Source organism: Spirosoma areae, assembly GCF_054781775.1.
In genome coordinates this window covers 488,836-507,187 of record NZ_BAAGTT010000024.1, presented here as the reverse complement: position 1 = coordinate 507,187, position 18,352 = coordinate 488,836, and the positions used below count along the sequence as shown (strand labels likewise).

Here is an 18,352-nt window from a genome sequence, read left to right as displayed (position 1 = left end):
GATTCCGATTACTACCGCCCCCGCCCCCTTTTCGACGCGCGATGATGAAGATGATTACCAGAAAGACAATCAGGATCATAAAGAATGTACTCGCATCGCCATCATCGCCGGTCGTTTCCGGCTCGGCCTGGTATTCACCTTTGGCCCGTTGAATAATCTCGGTCGTGGCTGCGTCCAGGCCCTGATAATACTGCTCCTGTTTGAAGGCAGGCGCAATGGTATTGGTGATGATTCGTTTGGCAATGGCATCGGGAATGGCTCCTTCTAAGCCGTAGCCGGGCGCAATGAAAATTTTGCGGGTCTGGGTAGCCCAGGCCAGGACTAAGCCGTTATTCTTGCCTTGCTGCCCAACGCCCCATTTTCGACCAACCTGAAAGGCAAAATCGCCAATAGGATATGGTTCGGTGGTTTTGACAATAACAATCGTAATCTGAGTTGAGGTCGAGTCATTATAAACCCGTAGTTTCTCTTCAAGTTGTGCGCGCTCGGTGCTACTCAATATACCAACAAAATCGTTGACTAAACGGGGCGGATTTGGCTTATTGGGGATGACCGCATCAGCCGACGTGCCAGCATCCGTTGCGGAGTCCTGTGCCCGCAAACTGACTGGATTAACGAACAGGCAGATAACGAATCCAATACGCAACAGTCGAACTATGTAGTCAATAAAAAGGGGTACGTTCACGGCAGTATTAGTCAAACGAAATGTCGTCGGCGAGTTCATTTTTGTCCTCGCTGGCGTATGGAAAATACTGTTTCAACTGTTCCCCGGCCCGCTCTATTCCCCGGCTTAGCCCTTCTGCATACTGGCCGTCTTTAAAATGACTGCGGAGCAGGTCTTTCGTACTTTCCCAAAAATTTGCAGGCACTTTTGCGTCAATTCCTTTATCACCAATGACGGCAAATTTGCGGTCGGCATGAGCGAGATAAAACAGCACACCATTTTGCTCCTGCGTCTGGTGCATTCCTAATCGGGCAAACACGTCAATGGCGCGCTCTACCGGGTCGGCATTCGCGCAATGCGGTTCAACATGTACCCGAATTTCACCCGATGTCGCTTTTTCAGCCTGTCGGATGGCCTCCACAATACGCTGTTGCTCGTTGGGGGTGAACGGGTTTGTTTGCATAGGCTATGAGCAGGGGGCAGGGAGCGCGGGGCGGGGCCATACAACCCTGCTCCTCGCCCCATGCTCCTCGCTTACTTAGAATTGTACCGTTGGTGCGCTTTGAGCCGCCTGTGAAGCCTCAAAGAAGCCTTTTACAGGGAAGCCAAAAATACCGGCAAAAATATTGTTCGGGAACGACCGGACCGACTGGTTGTAGGTTTTAACGGCTCCGTTGAAATCATTTCGGGAAACGGAAATCCGGTTTTCAGTTCCTTCCAACTGTGCCTGCAGTTCCAGAAAGTTCTGATTTGCTTTCAGGTTCGGATAGTTTTCAGCAACGGCCAGCAGCCGAGACAATGAACCGCTCACCTGATCCTGGGCTGCCTGAAACTTTTGAATGTTTTCAGGCGTCAACTGATCGGCAGTCAGGTTAATGCTGGTCGCTTTAGAACGTGCTTCCTGAACAGCTACCAGGGTCCCTTTCTCAAAATTGGCGGCTCCCTGCACCGTCCGAACCAGGTTTGGAATCAGGTCGGCCCGACGCTGGTATTGCGTTTGCACCTGTGCCCACTTTTCCTGTACGGTTGTATCGGTCTGAACCAGGCCATTGTACGAACTACAGCCATACATACCCAAAAACAGGGCAACGACCACCACGATAATTAATGTCTTCGACATGGTTTTTTAGAATGCAAAAGGTTATTACTGGATTCAAAGTTGGCCAAAACTCGTTAATTTGTCGACACAATACTACGCCAACGGCGTTTTTCTCATCTTTGCTGACGATTTGTATTGATAACTGGTAGTAGTCTGTTTTGTCTTTTTAGCCGTCAGCCAATTAACTTAATATCTTCCTGATGAATCTTGATTTAACTGGAAAAACTGCGCTTGTTTGTGGCAGTACACAGGGAATTGGGCGAGCTTCGGCCATTGAACTGGCCTTACTGGGGGCTAATGTTGTCCTGATGGCCCGAAATGAACAATCATTGAAAACGACCCTTGCCGGTTTAGATTCAACAAAAGGGCAAACGCACCGCTACATCGTTGCCGATTTTAGCCAGCCCGACGTTGTGCAGGCAGCCATTTCGCAGCATGTAGCGCAATTTCCGGGTCTGCATATTCTGGTAAATAATACAGGCGGTCCGGCGGGTGGCCCGTTGATCGAGGCTAAATCCGATGAATTCGTGCAAACGTTTCATAATCACCTGCTTACTAATCAGGTGTTGGTTCAGGCCGTTTTTCCGGCCATGAAACAGGCAGGCTATGGGCGTATTGTTAACATTATTTCAACGTCGGTCAAGCAGCCAATTGCTGGCCTGGGCGTATCAAACACCATTCGGGGAGCCGTTGCCCAATGGGCCAAAACGCTTTCGTTGGAGATTGCCCGCTTCGGCATAACGGTTAATAATGTGCTGCCGGGCTACACGCAAACGGCTCGTTTAGAGGCCGTACTGGCGATGCGGGCGAAGGCGTCGGGCAAGACAGAACAGGAAACGTCAGCACAAATGGAAAGCGAAATTCCAACCGGCCGATTTGCTACAGCCGAGGAAGTGGCTGCGGCTGTAGCGTTTTTATGCACACCCGCAGCAGCCTCAATTAATGGCATCAATGTTCCGGTCGATGGCGGAAAGACCGGGAGTTTGTAATGCTGTTTGAAGTTTGTGGTCCGGCTCGAACTTACTTCTACCGCTGGGTATAATCCGACAGGGGCAAGCCGTCGCCGTCGTCCCGAACGGTATTCAGAATTTGCTCCACTTCCTGAACCCGTTCTGTATCACCGATTTTTTCAAAGGCCAGCGTCAGGTTTCGCAACACCCGCCGAATAATATCGGCGTTGGTGCAAGGCTGATAGAACGTATCTAACCGATTGATATTTAGTTGATCAATGTATTGGTCGATGTCTTTAGTTGTGAAGACTAGCCCCCGGTTGAACACATTAATGTAAAACTGGACGCCACTCTTGTTCTTATACGTCAATACGAACAGATTAGGCAAATTGACACCATAAACCGGCAGGTTCAGCCGCTTGGCAATGAGCATATAGAGCACACACAAGGTGATTGGATTACCCCGGCGCGATTCGAGCACCTGGTTAATCATCGAATTGGCTGGCGAGTGGAAATGTTTGGTGTTTGGCGCAAATTTCAGCTTTGAAAAAAAGGCTGTATTCATCGCCTTTATTTGCTCATCGGGGTGCATATCTGGTTTAAAATCCACCCAAACGTCGTAGAACAACTGCTCAACATCCTGCTTTAATTTGTCAAGCGAAAGGTCGGGATATTGATAGGTGGCTATGATCCAAAGCCCTTCGAGCAAGTCCATGCCCCCTCCGTTTTTCCAGTCGCGCATGCGATCCAGAACGGTTTCGTACTGGAGGTCGTGAATTAGTTCTTCAATACGCTTTTGCAATTCGGGGTTAAAGCTGCCCTCCCATTCAGACTCTAAAAACGGAATCATTTGCCCGCCCATTTGCCGAATTCGCTCTTCAACATGCTTAACCACCTCCCGATCTTCATCGTCTAAGAGCGAGATAAGGGCTTTTAACTCCTTGTCGTTCATTCTTTTGTGCTGCTTAATAGGATAACCCCGGAATAAAAAGTGTTTTCGTAAACCTCCTGAATGTACTACTTTTGTCTGGATTTACGAGTTGCTATACTAAAGTAGCAACAAAATTTTTATAAAAAACGGTTTGACTACTACAGCCTCTTCTCCTAAAATTCTGGTCACTGGCGGAGCCGGTTTCATTGGCTCCCACACAGTTGTCGCCTTAGTTGACGCTGGTTTTGAACCAGTCATTGTCGATGACTTTTCTAACTCCGAACGTTCGGCGCTCAACGGTCTCAGGGCCATTCTGGGGCGCGATGTAACCTGCTACCCGGTGGACTGCAACGACAGGGCTGCGATGAAGGACATTTTCCAGAAAGAAGCGCCAATTGGTGTTATTCACTTTGCAGCTCACAAAGCCGTGGGTGAATCGGTAATGCAGCCCCTGAAATACTATCGAAACAACCTCGACTCGTTGCTGCTGCTCCTGGAACTGATGCCAACCTATAAGGTGAAAAACTTTGTATTTTCATCATCCTGCACGGTCTATGGCCAACCCGAACACCTGCCCGTAACCGAAGAAACACCCCGACTACCGGCGCAATCGCCCTACGGCAATACAAAAGCCATTGGCGAAGACATTATTCGGGATGCCGTGCGGGCGCAGGTGCCCGTCAGGGCAATGGCGTTGCGGTATTTCAACCCCATTGGGGCGCATCCGTCGGCACAAATCGGTGAATTACCGCTGGGTGTTCCAGCCAATTTGATACCATTCATTACACAGGCTGCGGCTGGCATTCGGTCCAGCCTGACGGTTTACGGCAACGACTATGACACGCCCGACGGTACTTGTATTCGTGATTATATCGACGTGATGGATTTGGCCGAAGCGCATGTGCAGGCCCTTCGTAAATTAATGGAAAGTGACGACGAGACCAGTTACAACGTCATTAATGTAGGAACGGGGCGGGGCGAAACGGTTCTGCACATCATTAAAACGTTCGAGCAGGAAACAGGTGTTAAGCTGAACTACACGATTGGCCCGCGCCGGGCAGGTGACGTTGAAAAAGTATATGCCGATGTCTCGAAAGCAAATCAGGTGCTGAATTGGCAGGCTCGTCGTTCATTAGCCGAATCCCTGCGCGATGCGTGGCGTTGGCAGCAGAAAATCAGTTCTAAAGTTATAGAGTCATAACGTTATATCGTGTTACGGGCCATTCTCTTGTAACACTACACAGCTTTACGACTCCATGACTTAAGAACTCTATAACTTTATAACGTAAGAAAAATGAAACTTCTGATTACCGGTGGAGCCGGCTTTATTGGATCGCATGTTGTTCGGTTATTCGTTACGAAATATCCCGAATATCAGATTTATAATCTCGATGCGCTGACTTATGCCGGTAATCTGGCTAATCTGACTGACATCGAAAATGCACCCAATTACACCTTCATAAAAGGCGATATTACCGACGCGAAATTTCTGGAGGACATGTTCGCTGAATTGTCGTTCGATGGGGTCATTCACCTCGCGGCTGAGTCGCACGTTGACCGGTCCATAACCGATCCAATGTCGTTTGTGATGACCAACGTTGTTGGAACGGTCAATCTGCTCAACACGGCCAAAAATAGGTGGAAAGCCGCCGGGGGCAATGCTGGTTATGAAGGTAAGCGGTTTTATCATGTTTCGACCGACGAGGTGTATGGCTCGCTGCACAACCCGGAGGATTTCTTTACTGAAGAAACCCCTTACGACCCGCAATCGCCCTATTCGGCATCGAAAGCTGCTTCGGACCATTTCGTTCGTGCCTACGGCAACACCTACAAACTCCCGGTTGTGCTGTCGAACTGCTCAAACAACTACGGCCCAAATCATTTTCCGGAGAAGTTGATTCCGCTCATGATTCATAACATCCAGACCAACAAGCCCTTGCCCGTTTATGGGAAAGGCGAAAACGTTCGCGACTGGCTGTTTGTGGTCGATCATGCCCGCGCTATCGATGCGGTTTTTCATACGGGCAGGCTTGGGGAGACGTATAATATCGGCGGCTTCAACGAGTGGAAAAACATCGACATCGTTCATTTGCTGTGCCAGATTATGGATCGCAAACTCGGTCGACCCGAAGGCACATCAGCCCAACTGATTACCTACGTGACCGACCGCGCCGGACACGACCTGCGCTATGCCATCGACGCCCACAAGATTATGAATGAGTTGGGTTGGCAACCTTCGCTGCAATTCGAGGAAGGTCTCGAAAAAACGGTTGACTGGTTTTTAGCAAATCAGACGTGGTTAGACAACGTCACGTCCGGCACTTACCAGAGTTATTACCAGGGAATGTACGCAAATCGTTAATGGCAGGGCGAAGGGCGCACGGAGCAGGGGTAAAAACACTCTCAACCCGCGCACCCCGCTCCCGGCTCCACGCTAAATTATGAAAGGAATTATCCTTGCCGGAGGCTCTGGCACCCGTCTTCATCCGCTTACGCTGGCGGTTTCTAAACAATTGATGCCTGTTTACGACAAGCCGATGATTTATTATCCGCTGTCGATTCTGATGCTGGCAGGCATCCGCGAAATTCTGATTATTTCGACCCCCCACGATTTGCCGCATTTCGAGAAACTCCTCGGCGATGGCGAGCGCATTGGCTGCCGGTTTAGCTACGCCGTTCAGCCCAGCCCCGACGGCCTGGCACAGGCCTTTATCATTGGCGAGGAATTTATTGGCCAGGATAAAGTAGCACTCGTACTGGGCGATAATATTTTTTACGGCTCAGGTTTATCAAAACTGCTGCAGGCCAACAACGACCCAACCGGGGGCGTGGTTTATGCCTATCAGGTGCATGACCCGGAGCGGTACGGTGTTGTTGAATTCGATGAACATTTCAACGTAAAGTCTATTGAAGAAAAACCGGAGAAACCCAAATCGAACTACGCTGTACCAGGCTTGTATTTTTACGATAACAACGTCGTCGGGATTGCAAAAAACATTAAGCCATCGCCCCGGGGTGAACTGGAAATTACGGACGTGAATCGGGTTTATCTGGAACGGGGCCAGTTGAAAGTCGGTGTGTTAGACCGGGGAACAGCCTGGCTCGATACAGGCACCTTTGAGTCGCTGATGCAGGCCGGGCAGTTCGTTCACGTTATTGAAGAGCGACAGGGTTTAAAAATTGGCTGTATTGAGGAAATTGCCTACCGCATGAAGTTTATCAACGCTGAGCAATTAGCCAGCATCGCCAAACCCTTAATCAAGAGCGGTTATGGGGCCTATCTGCTAAATTTATTGACGTAGCTTCCAGTTGCTATCAACTTAAAAAAGTCAAAAAAAAGCCGGGGCAAGTTGTCCCGGCTTTTCGTTCTTAACCTAACCTATGAGAAATGTCGCTGCCAGTTGTCATCAACCAGCTACAGAACAAAGGTATATCAACAGAATGATCGGTTTAAGCGCAGAAACACCGATTTTAAGTTCCTTAACGAATACAAGCAAAAATCCGCACTTTACCAGGTAAAACTACGTATTCGCAAATTATATAAGCGGCATAACATATTGATTAGTAGATAGTTATCAAATTTAAATAAAAATATACAAATGGTGTTAAAGCCAAGAACAGGCTTACTTTAGAGTGGCTTTCCGACCATATCCCTCCATAAGCAACCAACATTACCTAATTCCAGCACGCTCTATCATGTCTGTTTTCACCAAGAACGCGGGTCGTATTCTCGACTCCAGAGAAACAAAAGCACTAAAAGCGGCCCATCGAGCCGCTAAATTAGCTTGCGGTCTTTCCGAGGACGAGTATATCCGCTCGGAATTTTTCGGTCTTAATCAGGTAATGCACCTGCTCAGACAGCCAGACTGTGTGGGCTTGCGTGTCCATTACGGCAAACGCTGGGAAGATGATAACGGCAAACCAACTAAACCTGGCAAAGGTCAACTCAAGCCCCGCATATTGCTGACAGGTGTTGACGCAACCGGGAAAGACATGCCCATTTTTGACGACATAGCTGGCACGAAAGATATGCCGGAAAGCGGGGGCGATAGATCCCTGGGTGATGGTCACACATGCCCAAGGCATTGTGCTTAATAATTAATTTAATTTTTATACACTGAAATGTGGTCTAAACTTTATGAGCAAATTTTAGCGTTTCCAATTGATTTTATTTCACACATAGGAAGTTTAATTCCACTATTAGTAGGTCTATCTGTTTACCGCTACGTAAAACTGGAATTAAAGATCGGTATTGTATTATTCGCATTGTATTTTATTAAAGACACCTACGCTCTTTGGTTAAGTTTGCAGAGCTTCAACAATCTATTTACTCAGAATATTCAGGCAAGTTTTGAGGTTTTATTGATTGGTGCCATTTATAGGCTCTCTTTCCAGACTAATTTTCTGCGATCAGCCTTATTAGCGCTAACAATACTATCATTTTTAGCGACATTATTATTTTATCAGTCAAACGCTACTTCTGCACAAAGTCAATCTGTTGTTAAATTATTTTCTATATTAATTTGCTTAGTCTATTTCAATAATTTACTGGCTAAGCTGAGGGTAAAAAACATTCTGCTTTTTAGTATGTTTTGGGTAAATGCCGGTTTATTAATTTATTCTGCCGGAACATTTTTTATCTTCTTATCCGCAGCATATATCTATGATATGAACAGCACATCTGAAGATACGTTTGATCTATACTGGAACATCAGTCAGATTTTATTTTTAGTATTCTGCCTATTCTTTACTGTGGGATTGTGGGTGAGTAAATATGATCGGGAAAACTTACTGTAAAACGAGATACTGTTCTATTTCCTGAAGCATACCGTTCGCTCAAAAGTACAGGCAAGTCATTGGTATTCAGTCGGTAATTACCCAATTTTACTTAACGCATATTGACTGTAAGCAGCTATAATGTCGATAGACACTGGTTTTGTAATTGCCGTCGGTACGGCGGTGTTGTTGGTGATGGCGGTGTTCATCATCATCTTCGTGGCCTATTACCAGCAAAAACAGGCAAATCAGCAACTGGCATTTAAAGAATTACAGGCCAAGCATCGGCGTGACCTCATGGCGGCTACTCTCCGGGGGCAGGAAGAAGAACGCAAACGGCTGGCCGAAGACATGCACGATGGCATCGGCACGATGTTGTCGGTAATGAAAATGAGCCTGAACCAGTTGGAAAAACAGGTAGGAGGAGAAGGTAAGGTTGGTTTTCAGTTTCAGAAAACCCGGTCCATGATTGACGAAACCATGACCAACGTCCGACGCATCAGCCGCAACTTAGTACCCACAACACTCGAACGATTTGGACTCCTGGCGGCCCTTGAAGAACTGGCCGACCGTGCTTCGGATGGCGACACAGCAGTACAGTTGACCTACCCTGAATCGGATGTTCATTTTCCGCCCGGCTTTGACCTGATGCTCTACCGAATCTCGCAGGAATTGGTCAATAACGCAATTCGGCACGCCCGCGCCAGGCATATTCTGATTCAATTGATTAGCTTTAACAACGAGGTTCGTTTATCGGTGGTGGACGATGGCATTGGGTTCGATTTTGATGCCGTGACCGAGAATCGACAGAGTGGGCTTGGCCTGCAAAATATTGAAAGCCGGCTCAGCGTCGTGAATGGACATGTAACGTTCGATGTAGCCCCCGGACGAGGGTCACAGATTCATGTACAGGTTCAACTACACGAAGCCCAACCTGTTGATTTATTAAGTTAATTTGCCGACTGGTACCAACCGGTATGTACGCCATCGGTTTCTAAATCGCCTTCCTCCATGAGAAAAATTAAACTGGCCCTCTGCGACGATCACAATTTATTTCGCGTCGGGATGGCAACTATTCTTGGCCAGGTACACGACTTTGAACTAATTCTTGAAGCCGCAAATGGTCAGGAATTAATTGATAGGATTTCCCGCAAAACACCCGACGTTGTCCTGCTCGACCTGCAAATGCCCGTAATGGATGGCACCGCTACCGCCGATTACCTGCACGAGCATTATCCACTCGTGAAAATTGTGGTACTGACTATGCACGACGAAGACCGAATGGTGCTGCACCTGCTCGAGAAGGGAGTTAGCGGCTATCTGCTCAAAGATGCAGAAGCTGGCGAAGTGGAAAAGGCCATTCGTAAGGTTATGGATGAGGGCGTCTATCTGAACGAATTCGTCTCGAAAGCCATGCTTCGTAAAATGACCAATAAAACAAAAGTAGATAAGCCAGTCAATTCATTCTACAACAGCAAAATTTTACTCTCAGAACGGGAAAAAGAAGTATTGGCCCTTATCTGCGAAGGTCTTTCTACGAACGAAATCAGTGAAAAGATTTTTCTTAGCCCCCGAACGGTTGAAGGCCACCGACTGCGGATTCTTGAAAAAACCGGCACTAAAAACACGGCTGGCATGGTCGCCTACGCCTTTAAGAATGGGCTGGTCTGACAAGTTACAAATGGTCTGTAGTTGTTGATCTCATCAATCATCACGTTTTAACGAAAACAGCATATGCTATATCTTGAAGATATGGCATATGCTGTTTTCGTTAAAACGCCACTGCCAGCAGTCCTGGCCCAATCTGGAAACAACGAATTATCAATTGCTCTTCGTGGTCAGGTAAGCGAACGTGTCCAGTCAGGTGCGCGGCACCGTCGGCAAAAGGCTCGATATGAAGATGCTCCCGGAAGGTGAGCCGGCGTTTTCCATAAAGTTTATACAACGCTTCTTTGGCACACCAGTACACGGCCAATCGATTGGGGTTATCGGCAGCATGCATTACTTCTGCTTCCGACAAAACACGAGGCACCACACGTCTGAACTGGTCCCGAATTGGCTCGATATCAATGCCTACCGGTCGCACTTTATGTAGCACGGCAGCCGCCCAGCCGCTCGTGTGCGAAAGCGAAATGTGCCAGACGGAATTAATCAGATGGGGTTTTCCGAACGCATCTTTGCGTAACCCCCTGTACGTAATGCCTTGTTTTTCAACTAATTGCCGAATAGCTACCCGGCACGCCAGCCATTCTACTCGCTGAGACGGGTGGTTGATACCTGCCAATTCCTCCTCTTCCGAAGCCGTAAGCACCAGTTCAGACCGCAGCGTCGGTTCGTCTTCGGTAATGGCACAAAGCACAGCTATGCAATCGTCGTTTATATCTATCTGCAAAGTCACAAACCAAAAATGCAGAAAAAACAAAGGATTAACGAACTTTGACAATTAACCCGAACCTTTTCGAGCTGTGACAATCGAGAAAATAGATACCTTCGGCGGCCACCGTGACTGCGTTTATACACTTGAGCAAGGCCTACAGGCCGAACATTTTTTTTCGGCCGGTGGCGATGGTCAGGTGGTACGATGGCACCTTGACCGGCCTGACCGGGGCGAATTAGTCGCTACTGTACCAGCTTCGGTATATGCACTGGCCCTGCATCCAGTAAGCAAACAGCTATGGGTTGGCCAGAATTATGAGGGAATCCATGTTATCGACCCGGTTCAGAAACGGGAAGTAGCATCGCTGAAGCTTACCTCAGCGGCTCTTTTTGACATCAAGTTCTATAAAAATAATGCGTTTGTGGCCCTTTCAGATGGGGTAGTCGCCGTTGTGGATACTGATCAGATGGTTGTCCGAAAACACCTGAAAGCTGCCGGTCAATCGGCACGGAGCATAGCCGTGAACCCGGTTGAGCGCGAATTGGCAGTTGGCTACAGCGACCACGCGGTGCGTATTTTTGATCTGACAACACTGGCGCTTAAACAAGTTATTTCCGCGCACACCAACTCCGTTTTCACCGTTGTCTACTCGCCTGAATTCCGCTATTTACTTACTGCCGGACGGGACGCTCATCTTAAAGTTTGGGACAGTGAAAAAAACTATGAACCGCAGCATGATATTGTGGCCCATATGTTTGCAATCAACCACCTGGCGTTTAGCCCCGACGGGCGTTTGCTGGCTACTGCCAGTATGGATAAATCCATCAAAATCTGGGATGCTGATAGCTATCGGCTGCTGAAGGTTGTTGACCGGGCGCGCCATGCAGGCCATGGCACGTCGGTCAATAAAGTTCTTTGGACACCCTACAAGGACCAGCTTCTTTCTGCCAGCGATGACCGAACAATTTCGGTATGGAAATTGAGTTGAAAGAATTGCTTTGCATAGGAATCACCTATTTTTCAGCCTATTTTTTGTTAAATCAGTATTAAGCACGTTATTTCACCTTATCTGATTACCCAGTAATTAACTAAACCTTAAGCGCACCAATGAAAATTACGCCCATCGAAATCCGGCAGCACACATTTGAGAAGGGGTTGCGCGGTTATAAAACAGAAGATGTTGACGCATTTCTAAGCTCATTATCGCAGGAGTGGGAACGGGTAACCGGCGACTATAAAATGTTGAAAATGCAGCTTGAACTGGCTGAAAAAGAATTAGGCAAATTAAAAGAAGTGGAAATGACGCTGTTCCGAACTTTAAAAACAGCCGAAGATACCAGCGCACAAATTACCGAACAGGCCAACAAAGCCGGTGAAAAATACATCAGCGAAACCAAAATAAAGGCCGACGAACTCCTGGCCGATGCCCGCAAACGTTCGACACTGATGGTACAGGATGCTGAAAACCAGGCCCGTTACCTGAAAGATAATATTTTGAACGACCTGAAATCGTTAGAGCACGATTTCAAAGCCCTGGAAGGGTATAAAGAAAATTTGGCCACCCAAATACGCTCCCTTGCCAGCAATGCCGTCGATAGCGTTGACCGGTTTGAGAAAAAATTCGTCAAGCAAAACCTCAAAGGAAAAATCGATGAAGTAGCCCATCAAATTAAGGAGGAACTGCAACAGGCCGACGAGAAAAAACAAGCTGCGGATGAAACGGCTGCCCCGGTTACTGAGTTACCCCCGCTCACCGACCGTGAAACGGCGATTCCCGAGGCCATTCCGACCGATGAGTCTGTTGTTGAAAAACTCGATGAAGCCATTCATCATTCCATTCAGCCGGAGGCCTCTCAGGGGGCTGCAGAAGCCGAACAAGTTTCTACCGAGCCAGAAACAGTCTCCACCGAGGAATCAGAGGAGCCGAAGCCTAAAAAAGGCGGTTCGTTTTTCGACCAGTTTAAGTAATAAAGACCGGCTGGACACTTAAACTACGCCAGCCGGTTTCAGGTAAAATCACTGACGCAACTTGGGGGAATTGGCAGTCTGAATTACTTATGGGAACAATTTCTTTAGAAGGACTCGAATTCTTCTCCTACCACGGTTTTTATGACGAAGAGCAGAAAATTGGCAATAAATATTCCGTAGATATTGTCGTAACCGCCGACTTCTCGGAAGCGGCCCGCCGTGACCGGCTGAGCGCCACGGTCAACTACGAAGATTTATACCGAATTACGGCTGGCGTAATGCAGCGATCAGCCCGATTGCTTGAACACATCGCCCACCAGATTATTCAGGAAATACGAAGCAAATATCCTGATTTGCAGGCGGTTGAAGTTAGCGTATCCAAGTTCAATCCACCCATCGGGGGCGTTTGTCACCGGGCGAAGATTACGCTGAAGGAGTAAGCGGGTATAATGAATAATGGTTAATGATTACGCCACCGCTATTCATTATACATTAATCAAACTGCCTGCTGCAAGCCTGCAAAGGAAATGCTCATGTGCGAGGCATCGTAAACACATTTACCGTTTCGGATCAGAAGCACCTGGGGCGATTCGTGCTCAACGCCAAAAACGTACTCAATTTTATTGGAAATGAGACGATTGGCTATTAAATCAAGGTAATAGGGTTTCACCCCCAGTTGGTCACTCCAGTTGCGCTCCATTCGGCTGAGAGCCATAGCGCTGATAGAGCAACTTGTACTGTGCTTAAAAATAAGTATCGGTTGCCGGGCAGATTCTTCTTTAATAACGTCAAGTTGAGTATCACTCGTTAATCTATTCCAGTTCATTGTATCAACATACATTTTGTAGTCATAAAAGCGTTATTCCACGCCAAAAAGTTCGTTAATCTTCGGGAGTGTAACGTAGTTTCTCGGCCATTTCATGAGAGATGGTCTCGGAGTAAGCGCCATACGCATCAACTAATACCCCCTTATTGCCGTTTTTGGCTTCGATGGCATACAACACAGCCGAATCGCCGGGATCCGTCATTCCTTCAAACCGGTACACATCGACAATGTCAAAGTCGGCGGGTTTTAACTCGATATTATCAGGCTGGCAGTGCAGACAATCGGGTTTAAGATTATAATCCTGTGTGAATCCCTGCTGACGGAGGGCGGTTAGGGCTTCGGTGAGTGTGTCGTAGCTTTGCATGAACGGGGGATTTGATAGGGAGTTTGTAGCTTTGTAAGTATAACCAACCGCGTATTCGCTTGTTTCCTGGAATTTACAACACGGGCATTCTTATTTTTCAAACGCTGCTGCAACTGGTAGCGCCATTTAATCCCAAAGCCCGAAAGTGGGTCGATGGCCGACGCAACTGGGCCGATTTGCTGGCTGAAAAACTTGCCGGAACTACAGCGCCAATCGCTTGGTTTCATGCCGCTTCGCTGGGCGAGTTTGAACAGGGCCGACCCGTTATCGAAGCCTTTCGGACGTACTATCCTGATCATAAAATTTTGCTGACCTTTTTTTCACCCTCGGGCTATGAAGTGCGAAAAAACTACGATGGGGCCGATTATGTTATCTACCTGCCTGCCGATACACCTGCTAATGCCCGACAGTTTATCAGGCTGGTAAACCCCCGCATCACCTTTTTCATTAAGTACGAATTCTGGTACAACTACCTTCGCGAATTAAAAGCTGTTCAGGTACCGGTCATTTCATTTTCGGCTATCTTCCGTCCTAATCAACTGTTTTTCAAATCGTATGGCGGTTTCTACCAGACTATGCTTCATTATTTCGACCATATTCTGGTACAGAATCAGGAGTCGATTGAGTTGCTGAAACGGATTGGTATTACGGACGTTACGCTGGCGGGCGATACCCGATTCGACCGGGTGGCGCAAGTAGCAGCCGCGAAGCAGCGCATTCCGGTAGTTCATGCGTTCAAAGCAGACTACCCCCTGCTGGTTGTTGGCAGTGCGTGGCAGGCCGATATGGATGTCCTGATTCCATTCATAAATACGTTTGATAAGCCGTTAAAAGTTATCATCGCCCCGCACGAAATTCATACGGATGAAATTGAGCGCTGGCGGAGTCAGTTAACACGCCCATCAGTACGTTTCTCGCAGGTAACTCAAGCTGAGGCTGTCAACGCCGATGTTCTTCTACTTGATAACGTTGGAATGCTTTCGTCGCTGTATCAATACGGTGAATTTGCCTACGTTGGCGGGGCGTTTAAGCAAGGGCTGCACAATATTCTGGAAGCTGCTACCTTCGGGATGCCTCTATTTTTCGGCCCCGAGTACGATAAATTTCAGGAAGCCGTCGATTTGGTAAGCGAAGGAGCCGCTTTTTCAATAAGTAATACAGCCCAGCTAATGGTCGCCTTCACAAAACAATACGCTGACCCGTCGGAAGCGGCTCATGTCAGCCGTGATTATGTGCAACGGAACATTGGCGCAACCGCGAAGGTTATGGAAGTGGTAAAGCAATTAAAAAGTGAAAGAGCGAAAGAGCGAAAGAGCGAATAAGTCGCGCCAGCTTTGCACCGCACTGCGGCCCGGTCTTTCACTCTTTCACTCTTTCACTCTTTAAAAATTGCAAAACGGCTTAGTTATCCGCTCTACCGGCTCCTGGTACGACATTCGGAATGCGGATGGTCATATTTTTCAGGGTCGGCTGAAGGGCAAGTTCAAATTACAGGGACTGAAAGTTACGAACCCGATTGCCGTGGGCGACCGGGTGATCTTTGAGGTCGAAGACAAAGTCGAAAATACGGCCATCATCACCGATATTTCGCCCCGCCAGAATTACATCATCCGGCAGTCGGTCCACAAAACGGCGCACGGTCACATTCTGGCAGCCAATCTCGATCAGGCCGTGCTGCTGGCTACGTTAACCCTGCCCCGCACCTCACTTGGTTTCATCGACCGGTTTCTGGTTTCTGCCGAATCGTTTCGCATTCAGACGGCGGTTGTGTTCAACAAAACTGATATTCTGAACGAGGAAGGGCTGGCGTATCAGCAGGAAATCATGGATATGTACGAGCGCATTGGCTACAAATGCCTGTCTACATCAGCTACCGAAGGCGAGGGCGTCGATGCGTTCCGGCAGTTACTCGATCACAAGGTAACGTTACTATCCGGGCATTCGGGCGTGGGCAAATCGTCGCTCGTGAACGCCATTGCACCCGATCTGAACCTACGCACGAACGAAGTTTCGACCTTTGCCAATAAAGGCGTTCACACAACGACGTTCGCCGAAATGTTCGAGTTGGCTCCCGAAACGTATATCATCGACACGCCGGGTATTAAAGAATTGGGATTGATGGATACGTCCAAAGAAGAAATCAGCCATTACTTCCCCGAAATGCGCGACCGTTTGAATCAGTGCCGCTTTAACAATTGCCTGCACCTCAACGAACCGGGTTGCGCCATTAAAGATGCTGTTGCCGAAGGCGAAATCGCCGAGAGCCGCTACATGAGCTACCTGAGTATGGTAGAGGGCGGAGATAACCGGCGGTGAGATTGAAATGAATAATGGTCAATGTATAATGAGTAATAACGAATATCCATTATACATTGACCATTATTCATTAATTCGTCATAGCAGCCAGCAAATCGGCCTGCGTAATGATGTGTACCTGCTCTTTTTCATCCCGAACGAGCAGAGCTTTGTTATCGCGGTCGATCAGCGACGAAAGCGCGTCGATGGTGTTGTCTAAGCCCACAAACTTGAAGGGTTTGTCCATCAGTTCGCTTACGGCATGGTCTTTAACGGTTGGGTCTTCGATAAGCCGGTTTAAAATCGTTGAGTCGGTCAAACTGCCAACAATATGGCCGTTTTCGTCCGTAACCGGAATCTGTGATATGCCATAGCGGTTCAGCACGTGAATGGCCTGACTCACCGACACGCCCGCGCCGATAGTCGTCAGTTGCGAATGTGATGCTTCACCCCGGCCATTTTTGTGATGGATGATGTCGCGGGCCGTTTTGAAGGCGCGATCTTCCAGAAACCCGTGATCCTTCATCCAGGTATCGTTGTAAATCTTGGCGAGGTAGCGCGTGCCGTGGTCGGGTAGCAGGATCACCAGCACGTCATCGTCGGTGAGGTTTTCCTTCGCCCATTCCAATGCACCATGCACTGCCGTGCCGCACGACCAACCAACAAATAAACCTTCTTCGCGCGACAATCGCCGGGCCATAATAGCCGCGTCTTTATCGGTAACTTTCACAAAATGGTCAATCAGGCTGAAATCGACGTTTTGCGGCAAAATATCTTCGCCGATGCCCTCGGTTAAGTACGGATAAATTTCACCTTCGTCAAAGATGCCCGTTTCCTTGTATTTCTTGAATACGGAGCCGTAAGTATCTAAGCCAATCGACACCACGTCAGGATTCTGTTCTTTCAGGAATTTGCTGGTTCCGCAAATGGTGCCACCCGTGCCAACGCCTGCCGCGAAGTGCGTGATTTTGCCATCGGTGTCGCGCCAGAGTTCGGGACCGGTGGTTTCGTAATGCGCGGCTGTGTTGGCGAGGTTGTCGTATTGGTTGGGATAGAGCGAGTTCGGAATATCGCGGTTGAGTTTTTTGGCGACGGAATAATACGAACGCGGGTCGTCGGGCGAAACGTTGGTGGGGCAAACAACAACCTCGGCCCCCACCGCCCGCAGAATATCAATCTTCTCCTGCGACTGTTTGTCGGCCATCGTGAAAATGCATTTGTAGCCCTTGCCGATAGCCGCCAATGCCAGGCCCATGCCCGTGTTGCCGCTCGTGCCTTCGATGATGGTGCCGCCGGGCTTCAGTAAACCCTGCGCTTCGGCATCCTCAATCATCCGAATGGCAATGCGGTCTTTTACCGAGTTGCCGGGGTTAAAATACTCGACCTTCGCCAGCACCGTTCCCCGAATGCCCTTCGTGACTTTGTTGAGTTTCACCAACGGCGTGTTGCCAATGGTGTCGATGATGGAATTATAATATTTCATGGTTGTGTCGTTTTGTTGTATTGGGTCAGGAAGTTTGTGACTTGGTGGTGGAAGTGTTTGAAACTACGGGATTGTTTGGCAAGTTTAGCAAAATCAGCTTTGGCTGCGGCTTCACGAACAACTTTTTCAATGCGCTGACGGTCAGGATTCTTTTCGCCATAAACCCTCTTTTTGGTTTCGTCTTTCCCTACAGATTCCAGGCTGTTTGCCGTTGCATTATGCTGAACGTAATACACCCAACAATCAATCACCTGTATAGGCACGTATAGAATAATATTGTCTTTGTATTGGCTGTAGACTTTGCCCATTTTCTCTTTCAATTCCCGAAGGCGTTTGTCGTGTCTTTCTAAATCATCCGTGAAGTCCGGCTCATCCAAATCTATACCCGCAATGAAAAGTTCACACGGATTTTTAGTATCAGCGAATGATTGAGCACATAAAGTTGCTCCACTCTGCAGTACCTTAGATACACTCGAATTCTTAGTTATAGGAATCTGAATTTTGGTTCTGACTATCTGCTCAATTTGCGGATAACTGATGGCAACCCATTCCATATATGCTGGAATAAACTGGTACTCGGCAAACCCCTCTCCTACGAGTGTATACGTTAACTTCATTT

22 protein-coding genes are annotated in these 18,352 nt (G+C 48.1%); 12 read left to right on the top strand and 10 right to left on the bottom strand.

The window, feature by feature from the left end:
- From ACYVI1_RS12610 to ACYVI1_RS12600, 3 genes are all read right to left on the bottom strand, one after another.
- The coding region (locus ACYVI1_RS12610) for a TPM domain-containing protein (protein WP_460910499.1) at window positions 1–685 on the bottom strand (685 nt) is incomplete at its 3' end.
- Between the two features lie 7 nt (window positions 686–692).
- Window positions 693–1,127 carry a TPM domain-containing protein gene (locus ACYVI1_RS12605; protein ID WP_460910497.1) on the bottom strand — a complete coding sequence of 145 codons (435 nt, stop codon included), beginning with the start codon at window positions 1,125–1,127 and terminating at the stop codon, window positions 693–695.
- A gap of 75 nt (window positions 1,128–1,202) precedes the next feature.
- A complete protein-coding gene (locus ACYVI1_RS12600; protein ID WP_460910495.1) occupies window positions 1,203–1,784 on the bottom strand; it encodes a LemA family protein in 582 nt (193 codons plus the stop codon).
- 179 nt (window positions 1,785–1,963) lie between these two features.
- Between ACYVI1_RS12600 and ACYVI1_RS12595 the strand changes: the two genes are divergently transcribed.
- Window positions 1,964–2,752, top strand: a complete 789-nt coding sequence (locus tag ACYVI1_RS12595) for an SDR family oxidoreductase (protein WP_460910493.1) — start codon at window positions 1,964–1,966, stop codon at window positions 2,750–2,752.
- A 37-nt stretch (window positions 2,753–2,789) separates the two neighbouring features.
- Here the strand turns inward: ACYVI1_RS12595 and ACYVI1_RS12590 are convergent, their stop codons facing one another.
- Window positions 2,790–3,665: a transglutaminase-like domain-containing protein gene (locus ACYVI1_RS12590; RefSeq protein ID WP_460910491.1), complete on the bottom strand. Its 876-nt coding sequence runs from the start codon at window positions 3,663–3,665 to the stop codon at window positions 2,790–2,792.
- Window positions 3,666–3,795: 130 nt separating this feature from the next.
- On the opposite strand from ACYVI1_RS12590, the gene galE reads away from it, so the two are divergent.
- The 3 genes from galE to rfbA all read left to right on the top strand — a co-directional run bounded on the left by galE (window position 3,796) and on the right by rfbA (window position 6,946).
- Entirely contained in the window at window positions 3,796–4,845 is a 1,050-nt protein-coding gene (galE, locus tag ACYVI1_RS12585) for a UDP-glucose 4-epimerase GalE (RefSeq protein WP_460910489.1), read from the top strand.
- Between the two features lie 93 nt (window positions 4,846–4,938).
- Window positions 4,939–6,006 (top strand): dTDP-glucose 4,6-dehydratase, encoded by a 1,068-nt coding sequence (gene rfbB / locus ACYVI1_RS12580; RefSeq protein ID WP_460910487.1) that lies wholly within the window; start codon window positions 4,939–4,941, stop codon window positions 6,004–6,006.
- Between the two features lie 79 nt (window positions 6,007–6,085).
- Window positions 6,086–6,946 carry a glucose-1-phosphate thymidylyltransferase RfbA gene (gene rfbA, locus ACYVI1_RS12575; RefSeq protein WP_460910485.1) on the top strand — a complete coding sequence of 287 codons (861 nt, stop codon included), beginning with the start codon at window positions 6,086–6,088 and terminating at the stop codon, window positions 6,944–6,946.
- Window positions 6,947–7,424: 478 nt separating this feature from the next.
- Here rfbA and ACYVI1_RS12570 read toward each other — a convergent pair whose 3' ends face one another.
- Window positions 7,425–7,730, bottom strand: coding sequence for a hypothetical protein (locus ACYVI1_RS12570; RefSeq protein WP_460910483.1), 306 nt, complete (start codon window positions 7,728–7,730; stop codon window positions 7,425–7,427).
- Between the two features lie 36 nt (window positions 7,731–7,766).
- Between ACYVI1_RS12570 and ACYVI1_RS12565 the strand changes: the two genes are divergently transcribed.
- The 3 genes from ACYVI1_RS12565 to ACYVI1_RS12555 all read left to right on the top strand — a co-directional run bounded on the left by ACYVI1_RS12565 (window position 7,767) and on the right by ACYVI1_RS12555 (window position 10,091).
- Window positions 7,767–8,441 (top strand): hypothetical protein, encoded by a 675-nt coding sequence (locus tag ACYVI1_RS12565; RefSeq protein WP_460910481.1) that lies wholly within the window; start codon window positions 7,767–7,769, stop codon window positions 8,439–8,441.
- Window positions 8,442–8,561: 120 nt separating this feature from the next.
- The gene (locus ACYVI1_RS12560) at window positions 8,562–9,374 is read left to right on the top strand and encodes a sensor histidine kinase (RefSeq protein ID WP_460910480.1); all 813 of its coding nucleotides are present in this window, start codon (window positions 8,562–8,564) and stop codon (window positions 9,372–9,374) included.
- A 57-nt stretch (window positions 9,375–9,431) separates the two neighbouring features.
- Window positions 9,432–10,091 carry a response regulator transcription factor gene (locus ACYVI1_RS12555; RefSeq protein ID WP_460910478.1) on the top strand — a complete coding sequence of 220 codons (660 nt, stop codon included), beginning with the start codon at window positions 9,432–9,434 and terminating at the stop codon, window positions 10,089–10,091.
- Window positions 10,092–10,191: 100 nt separating this feature from the next.
- Here the strand turns inward: ACYVI1_RS12555 and ACYVI1_RS12550 are convergent, their stop codons facing one another.
- Window positions 10,192–10,779, bottom strand: a complete 588-nt coding sequence (locus ACYVI1_RS12550) for a 4'-phosphopantetheinyl transferase family protein (RefSeq protein WP_460910476.1) — start codon at window positions 10,777–10,779, stop codon at window positions 10,192–10,194.
- Between the two features lie 106 nt (window positions 10,780–10,885).
- Between ACYVI1_RS12550 and ACYVI1_RS12545 the strand changes: the two genes are divergently transcribed.
- From ACYVI1_RS12545 to folB, 3 genes are all read left to right on the top strand, one after another.
- Window positions 10,886–11,785: a WD40 repeat domain-containing protein gene (locus ACYVI1_RS12545; protein ID WP_460910474.1), complete on the top strand. Its 900-nt coding sequence runs from the start codon at window positions 10,886–10,888 to the stop codon at window positions 11,783–11,785.
- Window positions 11,786–11,904: 119 nt separating this feature from the next.
- Window positions 11,905–12,765: a DivIVA domain-containing protein gene (locus ACYVI1_RS12540; RefSeq protein ID WP_460910472.1), complete on the top strand. Its 861-nt coding sequence runs from the start codon at window positions 11,905–11,907 to the stop codon at window positions 12,763–12,765.
- Window positions 12,766–12,854: 89 nt separating this feature from the next.
- Complete coding sequence (gene folB / locus ACYVI1_RS12535) at window positions 12,855–13,205, top strand: dihydroneopterin aldolase (RefSeq protein WP_460910470.1); 351 nt, start codon at window positions 12,855–12,857, stop codon at window positions 13,203–13,205.
- Between the two features lie 56 nt (window positions 13,206–13,261).
- On the opposite strand, the gene ytxJ is transcribed toward folB, so the two are convergent.
- Both ytxJ and ACYVI1_RS12525 read right to left on the bottom strand, forming a co-directional pair.
- On the bottom strand, window positions 13,262–13,591 hold the full coding sequence (ytxJ, locus tag ACYVI1_RS12530; RefSeq protein ID WP_460910468.1) for a bacillithiol system redox-active protein YtxJ: 330 nt from the start codon (window positions 13,589–13,591) through the stop codon (window positions 13,262–13,264).
- 55 nt (window positions 13,592–13,646) lie between these two features.
- Complete coding sequence (locus tag ACYVI1_RS12525; RefSeq protein WP_460910466.1) at window positions 13,647–13,955, bottom strand: phosphoribosylpyrophosphate synthetase; 309 nt, start codon at window positions 13,953–13,955, stop codon at window positions 13,647–13,649.
- 59 nt (window positions 13,956–14,014) lie between these two features.
- Here ACYVI1_RS12525 and ACYVI1_RS12520 point away from each other — a divergent pair, with 59 nt between their 5' ends.
- Both ACYVI1_RS12520 and rsgA read left to right on the top strand, forming a co-directional pair.
- A complete protein-coding gene (locus ACYVI1_RS12520; RefSeq protein ID WP_460910464.1) occupies window positions 14,015–15,277 on the top strand; it encodes a 3-deoxy-D-manno-octulosonic acid transferase in 1,263 nt (420 codons plus the stop codon).
- A 67-nt stretch (window positions 15,278–15,344) separates the two neighbouring features.
- Complete coding sequence (gene rsgA / locus ACYVI1_RS12515) at window positions 15,345–16,271, top strand: ribosome small subunit-dependent GTPase A (RefSeq protein WP_460910462.1); 927 nt, start codon at window positions 15,345–15,347, stop codon at window positions 16,269–16,271.
- A 70-nt stretch (window positions 16,272–16,341) separates the two neighbouring features.
- Here rsgA and ACYVI1_RS12510 read toward each other — a convergent pair whose 3' ends face one another.
- Window positions 16,342–17,733, bottom strand: coding sequence for a cystathionine beta-synthase (locus tag ACYVI1_RS12510; RefSeq protein WP_460910460.1), 1,392 nt, complete (start codon window positions 17,731–17,733; stop codon window positions 16,342–16,344).
- Window positions 17,730–18,350 (bottom strand): hypothetical protein, encoded by a 621-nt coding sequence (locus ACYVI1_RS12505; protein ID WP_460910457.1) that lies wholly within the window; start codon window positions 18,348–18,350, stop codon window positions 17,730–17,732. The genes ACYVI1_RS12510 and ACYVI1_RS12505 overlap by 4 nt, the downstream gene beginning before the upstream one ends.
- Window positions 18,351–18,352: the final 2 nt, after the last annotated feature.